The sequence below is a fragment of the Cellulomonas sp. PSBB021 genome (genome assembly GCF_002240455.1).
Lineage (GTDB): Bacteria > Actinomycetota > Actinomycetes > Actinomycetales > Cellulomonadaceae > Cellulomonas > Cellulomonas uda.
Genome location: NZ_CP021430.1, coordinates 3,400,855 through 3,418,551, shown reverse-complemented (window position 1 = coordinate 3,418,551; position 17,697 = coordinate 3,400,855). Strand labels below are relative to the sequence as shown.

Annotated in this window: 17 protein-coding genes; 11 read left to right on the top strand and 6 right to left on the bottom strand. The window is 73.5% G+C overall.

Annotation, left to right across the window (positions count from 1 at the left end):
- Window positions 1-15 precede the first annotated feature (15 nt).
- Together CBP52_RS18610 and CBP52_RS15715 are read left to right on the top strand one after the other, a co-directional pair.
- Window positions 16-3,864: a S8 family serine peptidase gene (locus CBP52_RS18610; protein ID WP_094181752.1), complete on the top strand. Its 3,849-nt coding sequence runs from the start codon at window positions 16-18 to the stop codon at window positions 3,862-3,864.
- Window positions 3,865-4,035: 171 nt separating this feature from the next.
- Window positions 4,036-4,566, top strand: coding sequence for a hypothetical protein (locus CBP52_RS15715; protein WP_094181751.1), 531 nt, complete (start codon window positions 4,036-4,038; stop codon window positions 4,564-4,566).
- A gap of 24 nt (window positions 4,567-4,590) precedes the next feature.
- On the opposite strand, the gene CBP52_RS15710 is transcribed toward CBP52_RS15715, so the two are convergent.
- The 6 genes from CBP52_RS15710 to CBP52_RS15685 form a co-directional block, all read right to left on the bottom strand.
- Window positions 4,591-5,556 (bottom strand): 5'-3' exonuclease, encoded by a 966-nt coding sequence (locus CBP52_RS15710; protein ID WP_094181750.1) that lies wholly within the window; start codon window positions 5,554-5,556, stop codon window positions 4,591-4,593.
- A gap of 63 nt (window positions 5,557-5,619) precedes the next feature.
- Window positions 5,620-6,225 (bottom strand): DUF4203 domain-containing protein, encoded by a 606-nt coding sequence (locus CBP52_RS15705; RefSeq protein ID WP_094182443.1) that lies wholly within the window; start codon window positions 6,223-6,225, stop codon window positions 5,620-5,622.
- Between the two features lie 143 nt (window positions 6,226-6,368).
- Window positions 6,369-7,811 (bottom strand): hypothetical protein, encoded by a 1,443-nt coding sequence (locus CBP52_RS15700; protein ID WP_094181749.1) that lies wholly within the window; start codon window positions 7,809-7,811, stop codon window positions 6,369-6,371.
- A gap of 117 nt (window positions 7,812-7,928) precedes the next feature.
- A complete protein-coding gene (locus CBP52_RS15695; RefSeq protein WP_232514540.1) occupies window positions 7,929-8,654 on the bottom strand; it encodes an RNA polymerase sigma factor in 726 nt (241 codons plus the stop codon).
- Between the two features lie 151 nt (window positions 8,655-8,805).
- Complete coding sequence (locus CBP52_RS15690; RefSeq protein ID WP_094181748.1) at window positions 8,806-10,440, bottom strand: chromosome partitioning protein; 1,635 nt, start codon at window positions 10,438-10,440, stop codon at window positions 8,806-8,808.
- A gap of 184 nt (window positions 10,441-10,624) precedes the next feature.
- Window positions 10,625-11,059 (bottom strand): ATP-binding protein, encoded by a 435-nt coding sequence (locus CBP52_RS15685; RefSeq protein ID WP_232514539.1) that lies wholly within the window; start codon window positions 11,057-11,059, stop codon window positions 10,625-10,627.
- Window positions 11,060-11,213: 154 nt separating this feature from the next.
- Between CBP52_RS15685 and ligD the strand changes: the two genes are divergently transcribed.
- The 9 genes from ligD (at window position 11,214) to CBP52_RS15635 (ending at window position 17,686) form a co-directional block, all read left to right on the top strand.
- Window positions 11,214-12,293: a non-homologous end-joining DNA ligase gene (gene ligD / locus CBP52_RS15680; protein ID WP_094181747.1), complete on the top strand. Its 1,080-nt coding sequence runs from the start codon at window positions 11,214-11,216 to the stop codon at window positions 12,291-12,293.
- A 52-nt stretch (window positions 12,294-12,345) separates the two neighbouring features.
- A complete protein-coding gene (locus tag CBP52_RS15675; protein ID WP_094181746.1) occupies window positions 12,346-13,242 on the top strand; it encodes a tyrosine-type recombinase/integrase in 897 nt (298 codons plus the stop codon).
- Window positions 13,239-13,553: a hypothetical protein gene (locus CBP52_RS15670; RefSeq protein WP_094181745.1), complete on the top strand. Its 315-nt coding sequence runs from the start codon at window positions 13,239-13,241 to the stop codon at window positions 13,551-13,553. Before CBP52_RS15675 ends, CBP52_RS15670 begins: the two co-directional genes overlap by 4 nt.
- Window positions 13,554-13,635: 82 nt before the next feature.
- Window positions 13,636-13,908, top strand: a complete 273-nt coding sequence (locus CBP52_RS15665; RefSeq protein WP_094181744.1) for a hypothetical protein — start codon at window positions 13,636-13,638, stop codon at window positions 13,906-13,908.
- A 244-nt stretch (window positions 13,909-14,152) separates the two neighbouring features.
- The gene (locus CBP52_RS15655) at window positions 14,153-15,448 is read left to right on the top strand and encodes a DUF3631 domain-containing protein (protein WP_094181742.1); all 1,296 of its coding nucleotides are present in this window, start codon (window positions 14,153-14,155) and stop codon (window positions 15,446-15,448) included.
- Window positions 15,445-15,696 carry a hypothetical protein gene (locus CBP52_RS15650; RefSeq protein WP_094181741.1) on the top strand — a complete coding sequence of 84 codons (252 nt, stop codon included), beginning with the start codon at window positions 15,445-15,447 and terminating at the stop codon, window positions 15,694-15,696. Before CBP52_RS15655 ends, CBP52_RS15650 begins: the two co-directional genes overlap by 4 nt.
- Entirely contained in the window at window positions 15,693-16,070 is a 378-nt protein-coding gene (locus tag CBP52_RS15645; RefSeq protein WP_094181740.1) for a hypothetical protein, read from the top strand. Before CBP52_RS15650 ends, CBP52_RS15645 begins: the two co-directional genes overlap by 4 nt.
- Entirely contained in the window at window positions 16,070-16,432 is a 363-nt protein-coding gene (locus CBP52_RS15640) for a hypothetical protein (protein WP_094181739.1), read from the top strand. Before CBP52_RS15645 ends, CBP52_RS15640 begins: the two co-directional genes overlap by 1 nt.
- 12 nt (window positions 16,433-16,444) lie before the next feature.
- Window positions 16,445-17,686, top strand: a complete 1,242-nt coding sequence (locus tag CBP52_RS15635) for a phage major capsid protein (protein ID WP_094181738.1) — start codon at window positions 16,445-16,447, stop codon at window positions 17,684-17,686.
- Window positions 17,687-17,697: the final 11 nt, after the last annotated feature.

Below are 17,697 nucleotides of genomic sequence, written 5' to 3'. Positions count from 1 at the left end.
CACGAAGGGGCACGCATGTCACGACCAGTCCGGCGACCAGTCCTCGCCTCAGCCACAGCGGTGTCCGTCGCGCTCACGAGCGCGCTGCTCGCCACGTCCGCCACGGCCACGCCGTCCGGTCCGGACCTCTCCGACCGCCCGGACGCGTCCCGGGTCTCGACGACCCTCGCCGAGGCGCGCAAGACCATCGGGTTCTCCGCCGACGACGGCCGGATCACGGCGCTCGTCGAGCTCGACACGGCCACGGGCGTCGAGGTCGCGGCCCAGGGTGCCGACGCGGTCCTCGACGCCGCCGAGACGACCGAGGCGCTCGCGCAGGCCGTCGTCCCCGCCGAGCTCACCGCGAAGAACGCGGACTCGGCCACCCCCAAGCGGCTCGGCACGGTCACCAACCTCATGGCGGGCACGCTCGTCACGGGCGACGCGGAGAAGATCGCGGCGCTCGCCTCGTCGGACAAGGTCACGGCGATCTACCGCGTCGCGACGAAGAAGCCGATGAACGCGGGCAGCGACACGTTCACGCGCGCGCTGCAGACCTGGCAGGACACGGGCAACACGGGTGAGGGCGTCTCGATCGCCGTCATCGACACGGGCCTGGACTACACGCATGCCGCGTTCGGCGGTGCGGGCACGCAGGACGCGTACGACGAGGCGTACGGCGAGGACGGCACGCAGCCGGTCGACCCGTCGTGGTTCGACGCGGCCAAGTACGCGGGCGGGTACGACTTCGTCGGCCCGGACTACGACGCGAGCCTCGAGGAGCCGGGCTCGACCGACGTCCCGGCGCCCGACGAGAACCCGATCGACTCGCTGTCGACCTCCCCGAACTCGGGCCACGGCACGCACGTCGCCGGCACGGCCGCGGGCTACGGCGTCGACGCGGCCGGTGAGACGTTCGAGGGTGACTACTCCGAGCTCACGGACCTCTCGGACTGGAAGGTCGGCCCGGGCTCGGCGCCGCATGCCTCGATCTGGGCGTTCAAGGTGTTCGGCGACATCGGCGGCTCGACGGACGTCACGGCCCTCGCGCTCGACCGCGCGGCGGACCCGAACGGCGACGGTGACCTGTCCGACCACGTCGACGTGGTCAACATGTCGCTCGGCTCGGACGGCTCCCCCGCGGACGACCCGGACAACGTGCTCGTCGACCGTCTGACGAACCTCGGCGTGGTCGTCGCGGTCGCGTCGGGCAACGCGGGCGACATCACCGACGTCGGCGGTGCGCCGGGCAACGCGGCGAGCGCGCTGACGGTCGCCAACTCGGTGGCCGCGCCGGTCCTGGACGCCGCGCGCGTCGAGGACGCGTCGGACGCGGCGCTGGAGGGCCGGACGTTCGCGGGCCAGAACTCGGTCGCGTACGCGGGTGCGGACGTCACCGCCCCGGTCGTGTCGCTGGGTGAGACGTTCGACGGCTGCTCGGCGTTCACGGCCGAGCAGGCCGCCGCGGTCGCGGGCAAGATCGCGTACCTGTGGTGGGACGAGACGCCGGCGCGTGTGTGCGGCTCGGTCGCCCGCTTCAACAACGCGACGGCCGCGGGTGCCGTGGGCGTCGTGCTGCCCACGGACGTCGCGGTCTTCTCCGCGGGCATCTCGGGCAACGCGGCGATCCCCGGCTTCCAGATGACGCGGACGACGACGGAGGCGCTCCTGCCCGAGATCGAGGCGGGCACGCTCACGCTCACCATCGGTCCGGGCCTCGCGATGCGCGGCGCGCAGGACGGTGCTGCCGACCTGCTCAACTCGAGCTCGTCGCGCGGTGTGCACGGCTCGCTCGGCATCGTGAAGCCGGACGTCGCGGCGCCCGGCACGGGCATCCTGTCGGCCGCGTCCGGCGGCGGCGCCGCCGGTCACGTGCTCTCGGGCACGTCGATGGCGACCCCGCACGTCGCGGGCATCGCGGCGCTGGTCCGCGCGGAGCACCCGGGCTGGACCGCTGCGCAGGTCAAGGCGGCGGTCATGAACACCGCGACGCACGACGTGACGACCGAGGCCGACGGCGGCGGGATCGCCTACGGCCCCGAGCGCGTCGGCTCCGGCCGCGTGGACGCGCTGGCCGCGGTCAGCACGGACGTCATCGCGTACAACTCCGACGACGCGAACCTCGTGTCGGTGTCGTTCGGCGTCGTCGACGTGGCGGACGAGGTCGTGACCCGCAAGGCCACGCTCAAGGTCGCCAACTACGGCACCACGGCACGCACGTACGACACCGCGTTCGTCGCGGCGTCCACGGCGGGCGGCGCGTCGGTCACCGTCTCGCCCGCGCAGGTCACGGTGCCTGCGGGCGGCAAGGCGGCGACGGTCACGCTGACCCTCACGGCCGACCCGAGCACGCTCGAGCGCGAGATCGACCCGACCCAGGAGACCACCCAGTTCGGCGAGGAGCGCGAGTACGTCACGACCCTCTCGGGCCGTGTCGTCCTGACCTCCACGGACGACGACCAGGAGCTGCGCGTGCCCGTCCAGGCCGCGCCGCGCCTCGTCGCCGACCTGTCGGCGTCGAAGGTCACGTTCACCGACGGCTCGTCGGCCGCGGAGCTGGGGCTCTCGGGCCGCGGCGTCGACGCGGGCGGCTGGACGTCGCTCACGTCACCGCTGATCCTGGCGCGCACGAGCCCCCGCCTCGAGCGGGACGCGTCGCTGACGACCTCGGCGTCGGCGATCGCGTCGGGCGACCTGCGGTACGTCGGCTGGTCGTCGAACGCGCAGTACTTCGAGTCGCTCGGCCTCCCGAGCGACTACGCGACGCTCAACATCGGCATCGCGACGGACGGCGACTGGGCCTCGATCGGCACCACGATGATCCCGGTGATCGACACCGACATCGACGGTGACGGCGAGGCGGACCTGCAGTCGATCGTCACGAAGTACGACCCGGAGGCCGACGTCACGGTCGTGCTCACGTACGACCTGCACGCGGACCCGTCCGACGGACCGGTCGACGTGCAGTACGCCAACGGCGTGACCGGTGCCGACACCGGGCTGTTCGACAGCAACGTGGTCGTCGCGCCGATCGGTCTGGAGTACGCGGGCATCGAGTCCGGCGCCACGCCGACCGTCCAGGTGTGGACGTACTCGCCGTACGCCCGCGACGAGGTCGTCGACTCGGTCGCGCCGTTCACGGTGTCGCCGTTCGACGCGCCGTTCTGGTTCGAGACGCAGGACTTCGTCCTGTCCGTCGGCGACGACGGCGTCTCGATCCCGGTGCACCGCTCGGCGACCGCGAAGTCCGGCAAGCTGCTCGTCCTGCAGCACCACAACGCGGGCTCGGCGCGCGCGCAGGTCGTGGACGTCAGCGTCCCGGTCCGCACGGCGACGAAGCTGGCGTTCACGCCGGGCAAGACGCACGCGGACAAGGCCACGCTCACCGCGACGGTCTCCCCCGCGGCGGCGGGCAAGGTCGAGTTCTTCGACGGCCGCACGTCGCTGGGCAAGGTGACGGTCTCGAGCGGCAAGGCCACCAAGCAGGTCGCGGTGACCCTCGGGTCGCACTCCTACAAGGCGGTCTTCACGCCGACGAGCCCGACGGCGTACGGCTCGTCCGGCTCGGCGGCGGTCAAGGTCACGAAGTCCGCGACCACGACCTCGCTGACGCTGTCGCCGACGACCGTGAAGAAGGGCACCTCCGCGAAGGCGGTCGTCACGGTCAAGAGCACGTCGAAGCCGCCGACCGGCAAGGTGGTCATCAAGGAGAACGGCAAGGTGATCGCGTCGGGGACGCTCAAGGTCTCCGGCACGACCGGCAAGGTCACGATCACGCTGCCGAAGACGCTGGCGGTGGGCAAGCACTCGCTCACGGCGTCCTACGCGGGCTCCGGCTACACCGGCAGCTCGTGGAAGACGGCGACGCTCACGGTCACGCGCTGACCCTCACCCGCGCGTCGGCCTGAGTCGACGACGTGGACCGCGACGGGGTGTCGCGGCGGGCTCCGGCCCGCTGCGGCACCCCGTCCGTGTGTCCGCCGGAGCCTGGCAGCCGCGCGGAGCAACTCGGTACATGTGTCTCATGTCACGTCCCGGCCGTGCCGATGACGGGGCATGACCACGTTCGAGGACCTCGACCTCGGCGAGGCGTTCGGCGACTTCGGTGACGCGGCCGCTGCGCCCCGCCGACGCTCGCGCGCCTGGGGAGCCGCCGCGTTCCTGCTCGCGATCGCCCTGCTGGTGGTGGGTGTCGTCTGGCTCGACGCCGCCCGGCGTTCGCCCGTCGACGTGAGCGCCGCACCGTCGGACCTGGTGCCCGCGCTCGCCGCGGAGCAGACGGCCGCGGACCGGATCGCCGACGCGGACCTCGACCTGATCGACGTCGTCACCACGACGACGCGCCGGCTGGGCACGTCCGCGTGGGGCGAGCACTACGTCGGCCTGACGGCGGGCGGTGCGGTGTGCCTGCTGACGGTCGTCGAGGGCGACGTGCCCGGGCAGTCCTGCGCACGCCCGACGACGCACCTCGTGCTCACCACGGCGGACGTGGACGGCCGCGACGTGGTGTGGCTCGCCGCGCAGGGTGCGGGGCCGACCGACGCCGGCTGGGCGCAGCTCGCCCCGAACCTCTGGGTGCGCGACTGACGCGACGCCGACGCGTGCGCCGGGTCAGCCGGCGAGCGCCGTCACGACGCGCGTGATCGACGACGCGATCCCCCACCGCTCCGCGAGCGCGACGAGCGCGTCGGGGTCCGCGGGCGTCGCGGGCAGGTGGTCGTCGACGTCCGGCACGGGTGCGTCGTGCGCGACCCGCACCACGCGCGGCGCGACCGCGAGGTAGTCGGCGGCCTCGGTGAGCCGGCGCAGCTGCGTCGCGGTCAGGCCGCGGTCGCCCGCGTCGCGCGCCGCGAGCACGCCGTCGAGCGAGCCGTACCGCCGCACGAGCGCGGCCGCGGTCTTCTCCCCGATGCCCGGCACACCGGGCAGCCCGTCCGACGGGTCGCCGCGCAGCGCCGCCATGTCCGCGTACGCGGCGCCGGAGTCCACGTCGTACCGCTCGCGCAGCCGCGCCAGGTCGACGACCTCGAGGTCCTTGATGCCCTTGACGGTGTAGAGCACGCGCACGCGCGTCTCGTCGTCGACGAGCTGGAACAGGTCACGGTCGCCCGTCACGACGTCCACGGGGTCCCGCTCGTCGGCGGGGCGGGCGCGTTCGCGCGCGACGAGCGTGCCGATCACGTCGTCGGCCTCGAACCCCGGCGCGCCGAGCCGCGCGATCCCGAGCGCCGCGAGCACCTCGGCGATCACGGGCACCTGGGGCGCGAGCGTGTCCGGGACCTCCTCGACGCTCGTCGTGCCGCCGCCCGGCGCCGGGACCTGCGCCGCGACGCGGTGCGCCTTGTACGAGCTGATGGCCTCGACCCGGAACTCGGGACGCCAGTCGTCGTCCCAGCACGCGACGAGGCGCGTGGGCCGCCGGTCGACGACGAGCCGCGCGATCATGTCGAGCAGGCCGCGCACGGCGTTCGTCGGCGAGCCGTCGGGCGCGCGCCCCACGGACTCGGGCACGCCGAAGTACGCCCGGAAGTACAGCGACGCGGTGTCCAGCAGCAGCAGCGGTCGACGGTCCGTCATCGGTTCGTGGTCCTCACCCGGGCCACCGTAGAGGAGACCACCCTCACGGGAGCAGACCCTCCGTCACGCGGTGGGTGCCGGGGGTGCGGCGGCCGCCTGCTGCGGCGGCAGACCGAGCCGCTCGCGGAACAGCCGGCGCTGCACGTACCAGCCGGTGCCGGCGACCGCGAGCCACACGACGAGCATCACGGTCTGCTCCCAGCCCTCGTCCGGGTGCGCGAGGAACCCGAGCCCCTCGGGCCACAGCGCCGCGACACCGGACAGGATGACGCTCGCGCCGCCCAGCGCGGTGCACCACAGCAGCGCGCGGCGCGCGTACTTCTCCGCGAGCAGCGCGCACGCGAACGCCGTGACGACGACGAGCACGATGCCGAGGAGCGCGCTCGTGCCCGGGTCCGCCAACGCGGACCACAGCTTCGCGCCGATCACGGCCCCCGCGACGAGCCCGACGACGAACGTCGCGAACCGGAAGACCAGGGACACCGTGAGCCACACGAGGACCGCGGAGCCCAGCCCCACCCACAGCGCGGTCCACGGGTCCGCGTCGAACGCGTCCGCGACCAGGTACCCGATCGCGAACCCCGCTGCGAGCAGCGCGAGGTTGACCGAGCGCACGCCGTAGAAGCACAGCAGGACGCCGACGAGCAGCACCACCAGGGCCGTGGTCACGTCGCCCACGCTAGACCCGCAGCTCACGCCCGGCACGACGGAAGGCCGGCCGGTGCTGGTGCGCACCGACCGGCCTCACGTCCCTGCCCGTCCCGGGGACGTACCCACCCGGTCCGGACGACGAGCACGTGTCCCTCGGACTCCTAGCGCGTGAGGTCGAGCTGGTCGTCCGCGACGGCGATCACGCTCCACGTGGCGCCCGAGCCGTCGGACAGCTCGTACGCCGGGACGAGCATCGAGGCGCCGTCCTCGAGCACCTGCAGCGCCACACCGAGCCGCGCGTCCGTGATCGCGACCTGCGTGACGGGCCACGCGATCGGGTCGCCCGCGCGCGGCGTCGCCGGCACGGTCGGCTCGTCGGCCGTCGCCGCCTCGGTGTCGAGCTTGTTCTCGAGCACCGCGCCCCCGCGGGCCGAGGCCGCGAGCGGCCACACCCCACCCCAGCCGCCCGCGAAGCGCGGGTCGTTGAGCCGCTCGACCGCGTCGGCCGCGCTGACCACGTCGTAGTCGCCGAGCTCGACGACCGGCGCGAGCGGGCCGTACGCCGACTGCACGCCGTCCGCCATGACCGTGAAGTTCCACACGGCCTGGGTCGCCTGGCCGTCGACGACGAGCGTCGCGAGCACGTTGGTGCCCGCACCCTGGTCGGTCGTGACGTCGAACGTGAAGTCGTCCGCGTCGAGGCCGAGATCGTCGAGCGTGGCCTCGGCGGCCGCGGTCGCGTCCTTCGCCGACGGGCCGTCCTGCGCGCAGTCCGCGCCGCCCGTGGACCCGGGCTCGGCCGCACCCTCCGGGACGTCGCCGTTCGGCTTGTCGGGCATCGAGATCTGCTCGCAGCCCCACGGGTCACGCGTCGGGTCGTAGTAGGCGATGCTCGCCAGGCCGTCGGCGCTCAGGCTCACGGTGGGCGCCGAGCCGTCGAGCGCGCCGATCGTCAGGCCGTACTCGTCGCTCAGCTCACCGGAGACGCCGAACACCTTCGCGGCCGCGCGCAGCGTCGCCTCGGAGTACACCGACGCGGCGTCGAACGCCCACGCGGCGTGCTCGCCGGTCGCGTCCGACAGGCCCTCGCCGTGGAACACCTGCCGCCCGCCGTAGCCCCACGCGGGCATCATCCGGTCGGCCCCGCCCTGGAGCTCGGCGGGCACCTGCAGCGAACCGACGCTCGAGGGCCCCTCCGCACGGTGCCCCAGACCCATGGCCCCGTCGACCTCCTCGCTCGCGCCCGCCGCCGACGAGTCCAGCGAGATCGCCGCCGCGACCTGCGGCGAGCCGCCCTGCGCACCGATCGCGTAGCCGCCGCCACCGACGGCCGCGAACGCGGCGACCGCCGCCGCGGCCCCCACCCAGCGGGTGCGGCGCAGGCGTCGGGCGCGCGCCGCGGCGAGCTCGTCATGCTGCAGGTCGTGCTGCTCGTCGGGCTGCTCGTCATGCTCCGGCATCCGCACGCCCGTGCTCGCGGCGAGCGCGGTGTGCAGGCGTCCCGTGTCGAGCGTCGCGCCCGCCGCGGGGTCCGCCGCCGTGACGCGGCGCAGCGCGTCGTCGACGAGCGCGGGGTCGACCGGACGGTCGTCGTGCGTGCTCACGGCTCCTCCAAAGGGTCCTGCGCGTCGTGCCGGACGCGCGTCCTGCCCCCTCTGTGTGCGGGGCGCGTCGCGTCTTGCACCACGAGCCCGGCGCACCGTCCCCAGCTCGTCCTCGGCTCAGTCCTGGTCGTCCGACGAGGCCGCCCACGCCGCGGCGAGCCGCGAGCGGGCACGGCTGAGTGCGGCGTCCGCACCGCCCCGGCCGATACCGAGCACGTCCGCGAGCGCCTGACCCGTCAGGCCCTCCCACGCGTTGAGCAGGACGATCTTGCGGTCGCGCGGGCTGAGCGCCGCGAGCGCGGTGCGCACCTGCTCGTCGTGCACGGCGCGCAGCGCGGGGTCGTCGTCGTCGACCGTCTCCGGCAGGTGCTCGACCGGCACGGGCCGGCCCTTGCGCCGGTGGTTGGCCAGCACGTACCCCGCGGTCCGGTAGAGCCAGGGCAGCTCGGCACCCTCGGGGACGTCGGCGCGGCGGCGCCACGCGATCGTCAGCACGTCGGCCGTGAGGTCGTCGGCGTCCTGGCCCGCGCGGCGCACGAGGAACCGGAACACGTCGCGCTGGTGCGCACGCACGAGCGCGGTGTACCAGTCGGCGCCGCGGTCCGGGCGCGTCGCGTCGTCGGGCGCGTCGGTCGAGAGCTCGTCGGCGTGCGCGTCGTCGGCGTGCGCGTCGTCGGCCGCCTTGTCGCGCTCGTCCCGCTCGTCGTGGTCGTCGTCGGTCACGTCGTCACGCTCGTCGTCGGGCGCGTCGTCGCAGGCCTCGTCGCGCGGCAGCAGGCGCAGCGCGACGGGGCTCGTCCTCTCGGGCGCGTCGGCCAGGGCGGCCAGCTCGTCGCGTGACACGGGCACCTCGTCTCGTCAGTCCTCGACCGGCAGTGCGGGGCGCGCGACGGCACACCCTGCACCCCTCCATGTCGCGAGACCGAGGCTTCTTGCACACCTCGCCGCAGACTCCTCGTCCGGCCGCACGCCCGACGACGCGCACGGCCGCCGGTCAGAGACCGTCGGCGACGATCGCGGTCGCGCGCAGCCACGCGTCACGCGTCGCGGGACGCAGCGACTCGTACGCGATCGGCCCGCCGGACACGAGCGACGGGTCGTACGGGACCTCCACGACCGCGCGCGTCAGCGCCCCGAAGTGGCTGCGCAGCCGCTTGCGCAGGTCCTTGTCGATCTTGCGGTCCGGCGCGGACAGGATCGTCACCGCGCGGCGCACCGCGTCGTCGTTGCCCGTCGCACGCAGCGCGTCGAGCGCCCACGCGGCGGACTGCGCGGTGTCCTCGCGGATCGTCGAGACGACGACCACCTGGTCGGCCGCGTCGATCGCCGCCTGCCAGTTCGACGCCCGCATGTTGTTGCCCGTGTCGATCACCAGCACGCGGTAGAACCGCGACAGGACCCGGTGCAGCGCGGCGAACGACGCCGCGTCCATCGACGACGCCGACCCGGCGCTCTCGTCGGACGCGAGCACGTCGAACTGCTCGTCCGTCTGCGTGCGCACGTACCCGTCGAGGTCGCCCACCCGGACCGTCGCCGCACCACCGAGGGACGGCAGCGCCTGCAGCAGGTCGACCGCGGTGTGCTGGTGGTCGGTGTGCGCCGAGCGCCAGCCGAGCGTGCCGCGGGTCTCGTTGTTGTCCCACGCGAGCGTGTAGCCGCCGCGCTGCAGGCCGAACGTCGCGGCGAGCAGCATGGTCGCGGTCGTCTTGTGGGCGCCGCCCTTGGGGTTGAGCACGACGACCGTGCGCGGGCCGTCGAACGTGCGCCGCACCGCGGCGGTCTGCACGCGGCGCTGCTGCTCCGCGCGCCCCGGACCGAGCTTGACGCCACCGAACGTCGCGCGCCGCAGGCCGGCGCGCCAGCCCTGCTCCGCGGGACCCGTCGAGGCCTGGTGCCGCTTGGCGAGCAGGTCGTCGAGCGTGGGCAGCGTCGCGGAGGTGCGCTCGGCCTCGCGCGGCGGCGTGTCGACGCTCGTCGCGCCCGCGGCGGAGGCTGCCGGGCTCGCCGGGTCCGCGCTCGTCGAGCCTGCGCTCGTCGAGGACCCTGCGCCCGTCGGGGACCCTGCGCTCGTCGGGAACCCTGCGCTCGTCGGGAACCCGGTGCTCGTCGGGGAGGCTGCGCTCGTCGGGGAGGCTGCGCTCGGCGAGGACCCTGCGCTCGGCGACGGTGCGCCGGTGGTGGTCGGGGCGGCACCCGGGAGGGACGCGGCCGCGGCGGGCCCGGCGAGCTCGGCGTCGAGGGCGCTCGTACCGGATCCCGGCACCGCACCCGGCGCGGGCACCTCGACTCCGTCGGCGGCCGCGAGCGCGGCCTCGGCGACCGTGGCGGCCTCGGCGGCCGCGGCACCCGCCGCGTCGTTCGCCGGAGCCTCGTCCACCAGGCCGTCCGGGTGGATCAGCAGCGACCACATGCCGTCGGGGTCGCGGACCTGGACGGGGACGGGCGCACCCACCTCACCGGCGATCGCGGCGATCCGCTCGGTGATCGCCGCGCCCGCCTCCTGGAGGTTGGCCATGCGGATGCGCTCGATCACCCCGTCGACCGAGATCTGCCCGGTGCCGTCGTCCCGCACCTCCGCGGTGACCTGCGGCAGCCGCGCGATCCGGGTGGTGCTGTCGGTGTCGCTCATCGGTGGTCCCTCCTCGTCGGCCCCCCGGTGGCGAAACTACGCGAATGTCCGGTTCCGCGCGCGCGCCGGAGCAGGCGAAAACCTCGCGCGACCTGCGGGGGATGGCCCCGATCCTCCCATGAGGATGCCTCGGGCACCGATCGGCGGCCGTCGACCCGACCCGCCGCGGCACGCCGCCCGAGGGTCAGGAGTCGTCGACCTCGAACCAGACGACGGTCCGGCCGGGCTCGTGCGTGGTGCCCCACGCGGACGACAGCGCGTCGACGATCGCCAGGCCACGCCCGTTGGGCGCGGTCGGCTCGGTGCGGCGCAGGTGGGGTGTGCCGCCGCCGTGGTCCGTGACCTCGACGTGCAGGACGCCGGCGGTCACGGTCACGCGCACCACCACGTCGCTGTCGTGCGGACCGTGCACCACGGTGTTCGCGACGACCTCTCCCGTCAGCAGCTCCGCGACCTGGTTCGCGGCGCCGCCGATGCCCGCGTCCGCCGCGATCTGCATGACCCAGTGCCGCGCGGTCCGGGGCGCCGAGGGGGTCGCCGTGAGCACGAGCTCGTCGTGTACCTCGGGCGCGCGCAGACGCACGCTCGCCGCGCTCCGGATGTCCCTCACCTCGCCCACGCCAACAGGGTGCACGACGATCCGCGGTTCCGCCGGTCGAACGTCCCGATCGTGGACACGCGGGATCCCGGACGCGGGGGTCTGCGTGGTGGGCACGCGGGCATCGTGCCATCACCGAGTGACGCGCGTAACCTGGGACACCTAGGTTGTGGACATGCCGTCCAAGACTCCCGCGACCGAGATCGACGTCCGTGGCCGGACCGTGCGCGTGTCGAGCCCGGACCGGGTCTACTTCCCGGCGCGCGGGCTGACGAAGCTCGACGTCGTGCAGTACTTCGTCCAGGTCGGGGACGGGATCCTCGGCGCGCTGCTCGACCGTCCGACGACGCTCGAGCGCTGGCCCAAGGGCGTGTTCGAGGGTGCGAGGCTCGCGACGCGCGCGGACTCGTCGGGCGACGCGTTCTACCAGAAGCGCGTCCCGGCGGGCGCGCCCGACTACGTGCGCACCGCCCGGATCGCGTTCCCGTCGGGCCGTACGGCCGACGAGGTGGCGCCCGGCGAGCTCGCCGTCGTCGCGTGGGCCGCGAACCTCGGCACGCTCACGTTCCACCCGTGGCCCGTCACGTCGCAGGACGTCGAGCGTCCCGACCAGCTGCGCATCGACCTCGACCCGCAGCCCGGCACCGACTTCTCCGACGCGGCGCGCGTCGCCCCGCACGTGCGCGAGCTGCTCGCCGAGCACGGCCTCGAGGGCTGGCCCAAGACGTCCGGCGGGCGCGGCATCCACGTGTTCGTGCCGATCGAGCCGCGCTGGACGTTCGTCGAGGCCCGCCGCGCGACGATCGCGTTCGGCCGCGAGCTGGAACGCCGCCTGCCCGGCGAGGTCACGATGAAGTTGTGGAAGGAGGAGCGCGGCGCCAAGATCTTCGTCGACTACAACCAGATGGCCCGCGACCGCACGATCGCGTCGGCGTACTCGGTGCGCACGAACGCGCGCGCCACGGTCTCGGCGCCGCTCACCTGGGACGAGGTCGCGGACGTGCACCCCGACGACTTCGACGTGACGACGATGCCCGCGCGGTTCGCCGCCGTGGGCGACCTGTTCGCGCCCCTCGCGGCGCACGCCCCCGGGCGGTTCTCGATCGACTCGCTGCTCGAGCTCGCGCAGCGCCAGGAGCACGACGAGGGGCACGGGGACCTGCCGTACCCGCCGGAGTACCCGAAGATGCCGGGCGAGCCGACCAGGGTCCAACCGAGCCGCGCAAGGCGTCCCACCAGCGAGAACACTCCGTAGGGCGTTGCGTTGGGTGTGAGCATAGCGCTCACTCCCCTGATAACCTAGCGTCGTGGCTACCGTTCTGCGCGACCTGGCGACGTCCTTCGCGCGCTACCTGCGCGCCGAGGGGAAGGCCGCCGGCACGCTGCGGCTGTACGGGCAGTCGGTCGAGTTCTACGCCCGCTGGCTCGAGTCGCATGGGAAGCCCGCGACGCTCGACCACCTGACCCGGCGCGAGATCGTCGACTGGCTCGCAGACCTGCAGGCCGACCGCGAGGCGTCGACCGTCCGCACCCGCTACCGCGGTCTGTTCCGGTTCTGCTCCTGGCTCGTCGCCGAGGACGAGATCGCCAAGTCGCCGATGGAGGGCGTCCGGCTCGACGTCCCGCGGGCCAAGCCGGTGCCGGTCCTGTCGGACGACGAGCTCGTGCGCCTAGTCAGGGCGTGCCACGGCAAGGACTTCGTCAGCCGGCGTGACGAGGCGATCGTGCGAGTCCTGCTCGACTGCGGGGTGCGCGTCTCCGAGCTGTGCGGGATGCGCGTGCTGACGAGCAAGCAGCTCGACGACGGGTACGTGATGGTTCACGGCAAGGGAGACAGGGTCCGCCCGGTCTACTTCGGCGACCGCACGGCGCAGGCGCTCGACCGCTACCTGCGGATCCGCTCGTCGAGCCGGTGGGCGCACCTCGACGCCCTGTTCCTGTCGCAGCGTGGCGCCCTGTCGACGGACGGCGTGCGGGAGATCGTCCGAGTGCGCGGGCTCGCCGCGGGGATCGCCGACCTGCACCCCCACCGCTTCCGGCACACCTTCGCGCACGATTTCCTCATGAACGGCGGCCAGGAGCGCGACCTCAAGCGACTCGCCGGATGGTCGTCCGACGCCATGCTCGAGCGCTACGGCGCGAGCGCAGCCGACGCCAGGGCCAAGGCGGCAGCGCAACGGATGAAGCGAGGGGACCGAGTGTGAACGATCGAGTCATCCAGGAGGCGCGCTGCCTCAACAAGGGCCGTCACCCCATCGCGCGTGCGTACGGAGACCGGGTCGAGGTCCGCATGGGCACGGTCACGCGTGACGGTGTGACCGACGAGTGGGCGGTCGTGACCCGCGGCGCGGTCGGCGACGCCACCGACTACGGCGTGCCGGCGACCTGCCCGTGTGGCGACCTCCTGAACATCGACGTCGCAGCGATGCTGCGCGGTGATCGTCCTCGGGTCGACCGGCAGGGCCGTGGCGCCTCCGGCGTGTCGTTCCGACGGCGCCCGAGCGCTGTGCAGTAGTCTCGGCAGCGCAGGCCCCCGCCCGAGAAGGGCGAGACGGCTCCACGATGGGCACAGGAGCGACGATCCCAAGGACGTCGCCATGCCCGCACCTACCCCCGCCGAACGCTCTCTCGTCGCGAGTCTCGCGGCGCACGAGTCGTGGGCGGCAACCCCCGACCGGTCTGCGCGCACCGCTCCCGCACGCCGCGCCCTGCTGGCCAAGTTCGAGCGTGAGGTCGACCCCGACGGGGTCCTGAGCCCCGCGGAGCGCACGCGCCGAGCCGAGCACAAGCGCAAGGCGTACTACCAGCGGCTCGCGCTGCGGTCCGCACAGGCTCGGCGCTCGCGCCACGCAGGCGGTGACGCCGCGTGATCCAGACAGACGAACGCCGCCCGACGGGGGCGGCATCCGAGGCGTGGCGGCCTGCAGCCAGCGTACCCGGGCGACCGCGCCCGGACCTGTGGACACGCTATCCCGACCCCTCCGTCAACCTCCGTCGCGCACTGCCCTTCGGCCTGACGCTCGCCGAGCTGCGCAAGGAGTGGCACTCGTGCGCCGACGACGGCTGGGAGCGCTGGGAGCTCGAGGCGCGCCTGGCGCCGCGGGAGGTGCCGGCATGAGCATCGAGTGGCCGATCATGCCCACCGCGCCGAGTTACCGAGTTACCGACGTAACCGACTTCCGCGATCACGGGTGGGCGCTCCTGCAGGACGTCGAGACGTTCCTCGCCCGCTTCGTCGTCTACCCCGGCGAGCACGAGCGCGTCGCACACGTCCTGTGGATCGCGCACACGTGGTTCATGGACCAGTGGGAGTCCACGCCGCGGATCGCGTTCCTGAGCCCCGAGCCTGGTAGCGGCAAGTCCCGTGCGCTCGAGGTCACCGAACCACTCGTCCCCCGGCCAGTCCATGCGGTGAACGCCACCCCCGCCTACCTCTTCCGGAAGGTGTCAGACCCCGACGGGCCTCCGACGATCCTCTTCGACGAGATCGACACCATCTTCGGGCCGAAGGCGAAGGACAACGAGGAGCTCCGCGGGATGCTCAACGCCGGCCACCGTCGAGGGGCGATGGCGGGGCGGTGTGTCATCCGTGGCAAGGAGGTGCTCACCGAGGAGCTGCCAGCCTACGCGGCGGTCGCGCTGGCAGGACTGGACGACCTCCCCGACACGATCATGACCCGCTCCGTCGTCGTCCGGATGCGACGTCGCGCACCCGGGGAGAGCGTCGAGCCCTGGCGCCTGCGCACCTGCGGGCCGGATGCCGACATGCTCGGCGAGCGTCTGCGGGAGTGGGCAGGCCGAGTCCGGCACCTCGCGGGCGAACGCTGGCCCGAGATGCCCGCGGGCGTCGAGGACCGGGCGGCCGACGTCTGGGAGGCACTCCTGGCCGTCGCGGATCTCGCAGGAGACACCTGGCCCGAGCGCGCACGCGCCGCGGCGGTGCACCTCGTCGGCAGGTCCCAGGAGCGCGCACCGTCGATCGGCGTCCTGCTGCTGCGGGACCTGCGCGCCGTGTTCGAGGCGGCCGGCGCCGAGCGGCTGCGCACCGAAGCGATCTTGGACGAGCTCGTCGAGATGGACGAGTCACCGTGGGGCGACATCCGCGGCAAGGCACTGGACGCACGAGGCCTCTCCCGGCGGCTGTCGAAGTACGGGATCGGCCCACGGACGATGCGCATCAACGGGAGCGTCGCGAAGGGCTACGACGCCGCCGACCTCGCCGACGCATGGGCGCGCTACCTCCCCCCGTCGCCCGAGACGTCGGTAACAACGGTTACGCGGTTACGCGACGCCTCCTGCTCGACGTGCGGCGAGCGGCTCGACGCGGCGCTCGCACTCGTCGGCGAGACCTCACACCCGGGCTGCGAGCCGGCGGCCGACACCAGCAACCTGACGGAGGACCACTCATGACCGACATCGACTGGGAAACGCATGAGAGCCGCGTTCAACACGTCCGGCGGGAGCTGCTCGCCATCGGGCGGCTGATCGAGGATCTCCCGCCTGGCGAGGACAGGACCGCGCGGCAGGTCGCCTGGGACGAGAACCTCATGCCACTGCGGGACTACGCGTCCGCCGTCCGTGCGCGTGACGCCGAGGCGCTGGCGCTGGTCGCTCTGGTGCACGGCCCGGAGGTCGTCGGCACCCGGAGCGACTTGTGAGCGGCGCCGACGACCTGTTCGAGGCCGCGGTCGGGCTGCGGGACCGCGAGAGGTCGGCACTGTGCCACCTGTTCGCTCAGCAGCGCGACGCGTCGGCCGCGTTCCCCGATCGGCGGGATACGGAGGCGCTGTGGGCGTCTCTGGTCGACGTGCTGCACGAGGCAGGGCTTGAGGCGCGTCGCCGACGGCAGCGGCTCGATGACGACTTCGCGCGTGTCATCGGCGTGACCGCGGTACCCCTGCCCGGTACGCTGGGAGCCAGCAGGACGAGGGCTGGCGATCCGCCCGGCCTGCAGGGCCGGTCATCCGCCCACGACGCGCTCGATGGTGAACCTCGCGCGACCGATGACCCTGCCACCTCTGAGGAGTCCTGATGGATGACCTCGTCTCGCGCCGCCGCGCACTCGCCGGCCGCGCGGACCTCATGGCCCGAGCCGCGGGCCGCCCGATGACCCGCGACGAGCGACGGCTGGCGAACCACTACGACCGCACGCTCGGCATCGAGCGGCGCTCTCGCATGGACGTCTCCGACGCCATCATGCGCTGGTGCGAGGCGCGGGCCGCCCGTCACGGCGGCCAGATGACGCCGATGACGGACGACGAGCGGGCCGAGTACAGAGCGCTCGTCGCCGAGCACCGCGCCGCACCGCTGACCGGCGCGTCGCCCGACGCGTCCCCGAACCGCACCCAGACCCCCACCCTCAACCTTCGCCGCCGCCGCGCGGCGCTCCTGTGATCGGAGTACCCCATGAACCCCACCCTCACCGAGCTCCGCACCCGCGAGCAGTCGCTGCGCGAGGAGGCGACCGGCCTGCTGGACGTCGCCGAGCGTGCCGCCCGGGACCTCACGTCCGACGAGTCGCGCCGCTTCGACGCGCTGACCGAGAACCTCTCGGCGGTCCGCCAGCGGATCGCCGACATCGAGCAGCGCGAGAACGTCGCGCAGGAGATCGACGCGACCTTCCGGCGCCTCGGCGTCAGCGCAGGCGGCGCCGGGGACGAGCTGGACTACGGCGAGCACCTGCGCAGCCTCGCGCTCGGCCGGTCCAACGAGCCCGTGAACGTCACGTCGACCCGCTCGGGCACGTTCACGTGGCAGCCGGGCGCCGAGGCGCGCGCGCTGTCCAAGGGCGCCGGCACGGGCGGCAAGGTCGTGCCCACCACGTTCTACGACCAGATCATCACGAGCATGACCGAGACGTCCGGCGTCATCGCCGCCGGCGCGACCGTCCTCACCACCTCCACGGGCGAGGACCTCGTCGTGCCGCGGGAGACGGCGCCGCCGACGGCCGCGCTCGTCACCGAGGCGTCCGCCATCACGGGGACGGACCCGACGTTCGACCAGGTGACGTTCCGGTCGTACAAGTACGGCGTGCTCATCAAGTGCAGCCGCGAGCTGGTCGAGGACTCGATCCCCGCCTTCGTCGCCTACCTGGCGCGCCAGACCGGGCAGGCGCTCGGCCTCGCGCTCGGTGCGCACCTGATCAACGGCACGGGCACCGGCCAGCCCGAGGGCGTCCTGTCGGCCTCGACCCTCGGTGTCACCGGCCCGACCGGCGTCACGGGCGGGTTCGGCACGCAGGCGACCGCGGGCCAGGGAACGGACCTGCTCAACTCGCTCTACGCCTCGGTCGCCGAGCCCTACACGCAGTCGCCGGCGGTCGGCTTCCTGGCGCGGAACAACACGCAGAACGCGGTCCGCAACCTCAAGACCAGCTCCGGTGACCTCGTCGGGCACCAGTGGCTCGCGAGCTCGCCGGCGCCCTGGTACGTCGACCCGTTCGTCCCGACCATGGCCGTGGACGCGAAGTCCGTCATCTTCGGCGACTGGTCGCGCTACTGGGTCCGGATCGTCAACGGCATCCGGTTCGAGCGCTCCGACGAGTTCCTGTTCGACACCGACCAGGTCGCCTTCCGCGCGGTGCTCCGCGCCGACGGCCACCCCATGGACGCCTCGGCCTTCAAGTACTTCAAGGGCGGCGCCTCCTGATCCAGCGCGTC

Coding starts and splice junctions, on each gene's coding strand:
- CBP52_RS15710 (WP_094181750.1), bottom strand. CDS start 5,556: ATGACGGACCGTCGACCGCTGCTGCTGCTGGACACCGCGTCGCTGTAC.
- CBP52_RS15635 (WP_094181738.1), top strand. CDS start 16,445: ATGAACCCCACCCTCACCGAGCTCCGCACCCGCGAGCAGTCGCTGCGC.
- CBP52_RS15650 (WP_094181741.1), top strand. CDS start 15,445: ATGACCGACATCGACTGGGAAACGCATGAGAGCCGCGTTCAACACGTC.
- CBP52_RS15665 (WP_094181744.1), top strand. CDS start 13,636: ATGCCCGCACCTACCCCCGCCGAACGCTCTCTCGTCGCGAGTCTCGCG.
- CBP52_RS15690 (WP_094181748.1), bottom strand. CDS start 10,440: ATGAGCGACACCGACAGCACCACCCGGATCGCGCGGCTGCCGCAGGTC.
- CBP52_RS15655 (WP_094181742.1), top strand. CDS start 14,153: ATGAGCATCGAGTGGCCGATCATGCCCACCGCGCCGAGTTACCGAGTT.
- CBP52_RS15640 (WP_094181739.1), top strand. CDS start 16,070: ATGGATGACCTCGTCTCGCGCCGCCGCGCACTCGCCGGCCGCGCGGAC.
- CBP52_RS18610 (WP_094181752.1), top strand. CDS start 16: ATGTCACGACCAGTCCGGCGACCAGTCCTCGCCTCAGCCACAGCGGTG.
- CBP52_RS15715 (WP_094181751.1), top strand. CDS start 4,036: ATGACCACGTTCGAGGACCTCGACCTCGGCGAGGCGTTCGGCGACTTC.
- ligD (WP_094181747.1), top strand. CDS start 11,214: ATGCCGTCCAAGACTCCCGCGACCGAGATCGACGTCCGTGGCCGGACC.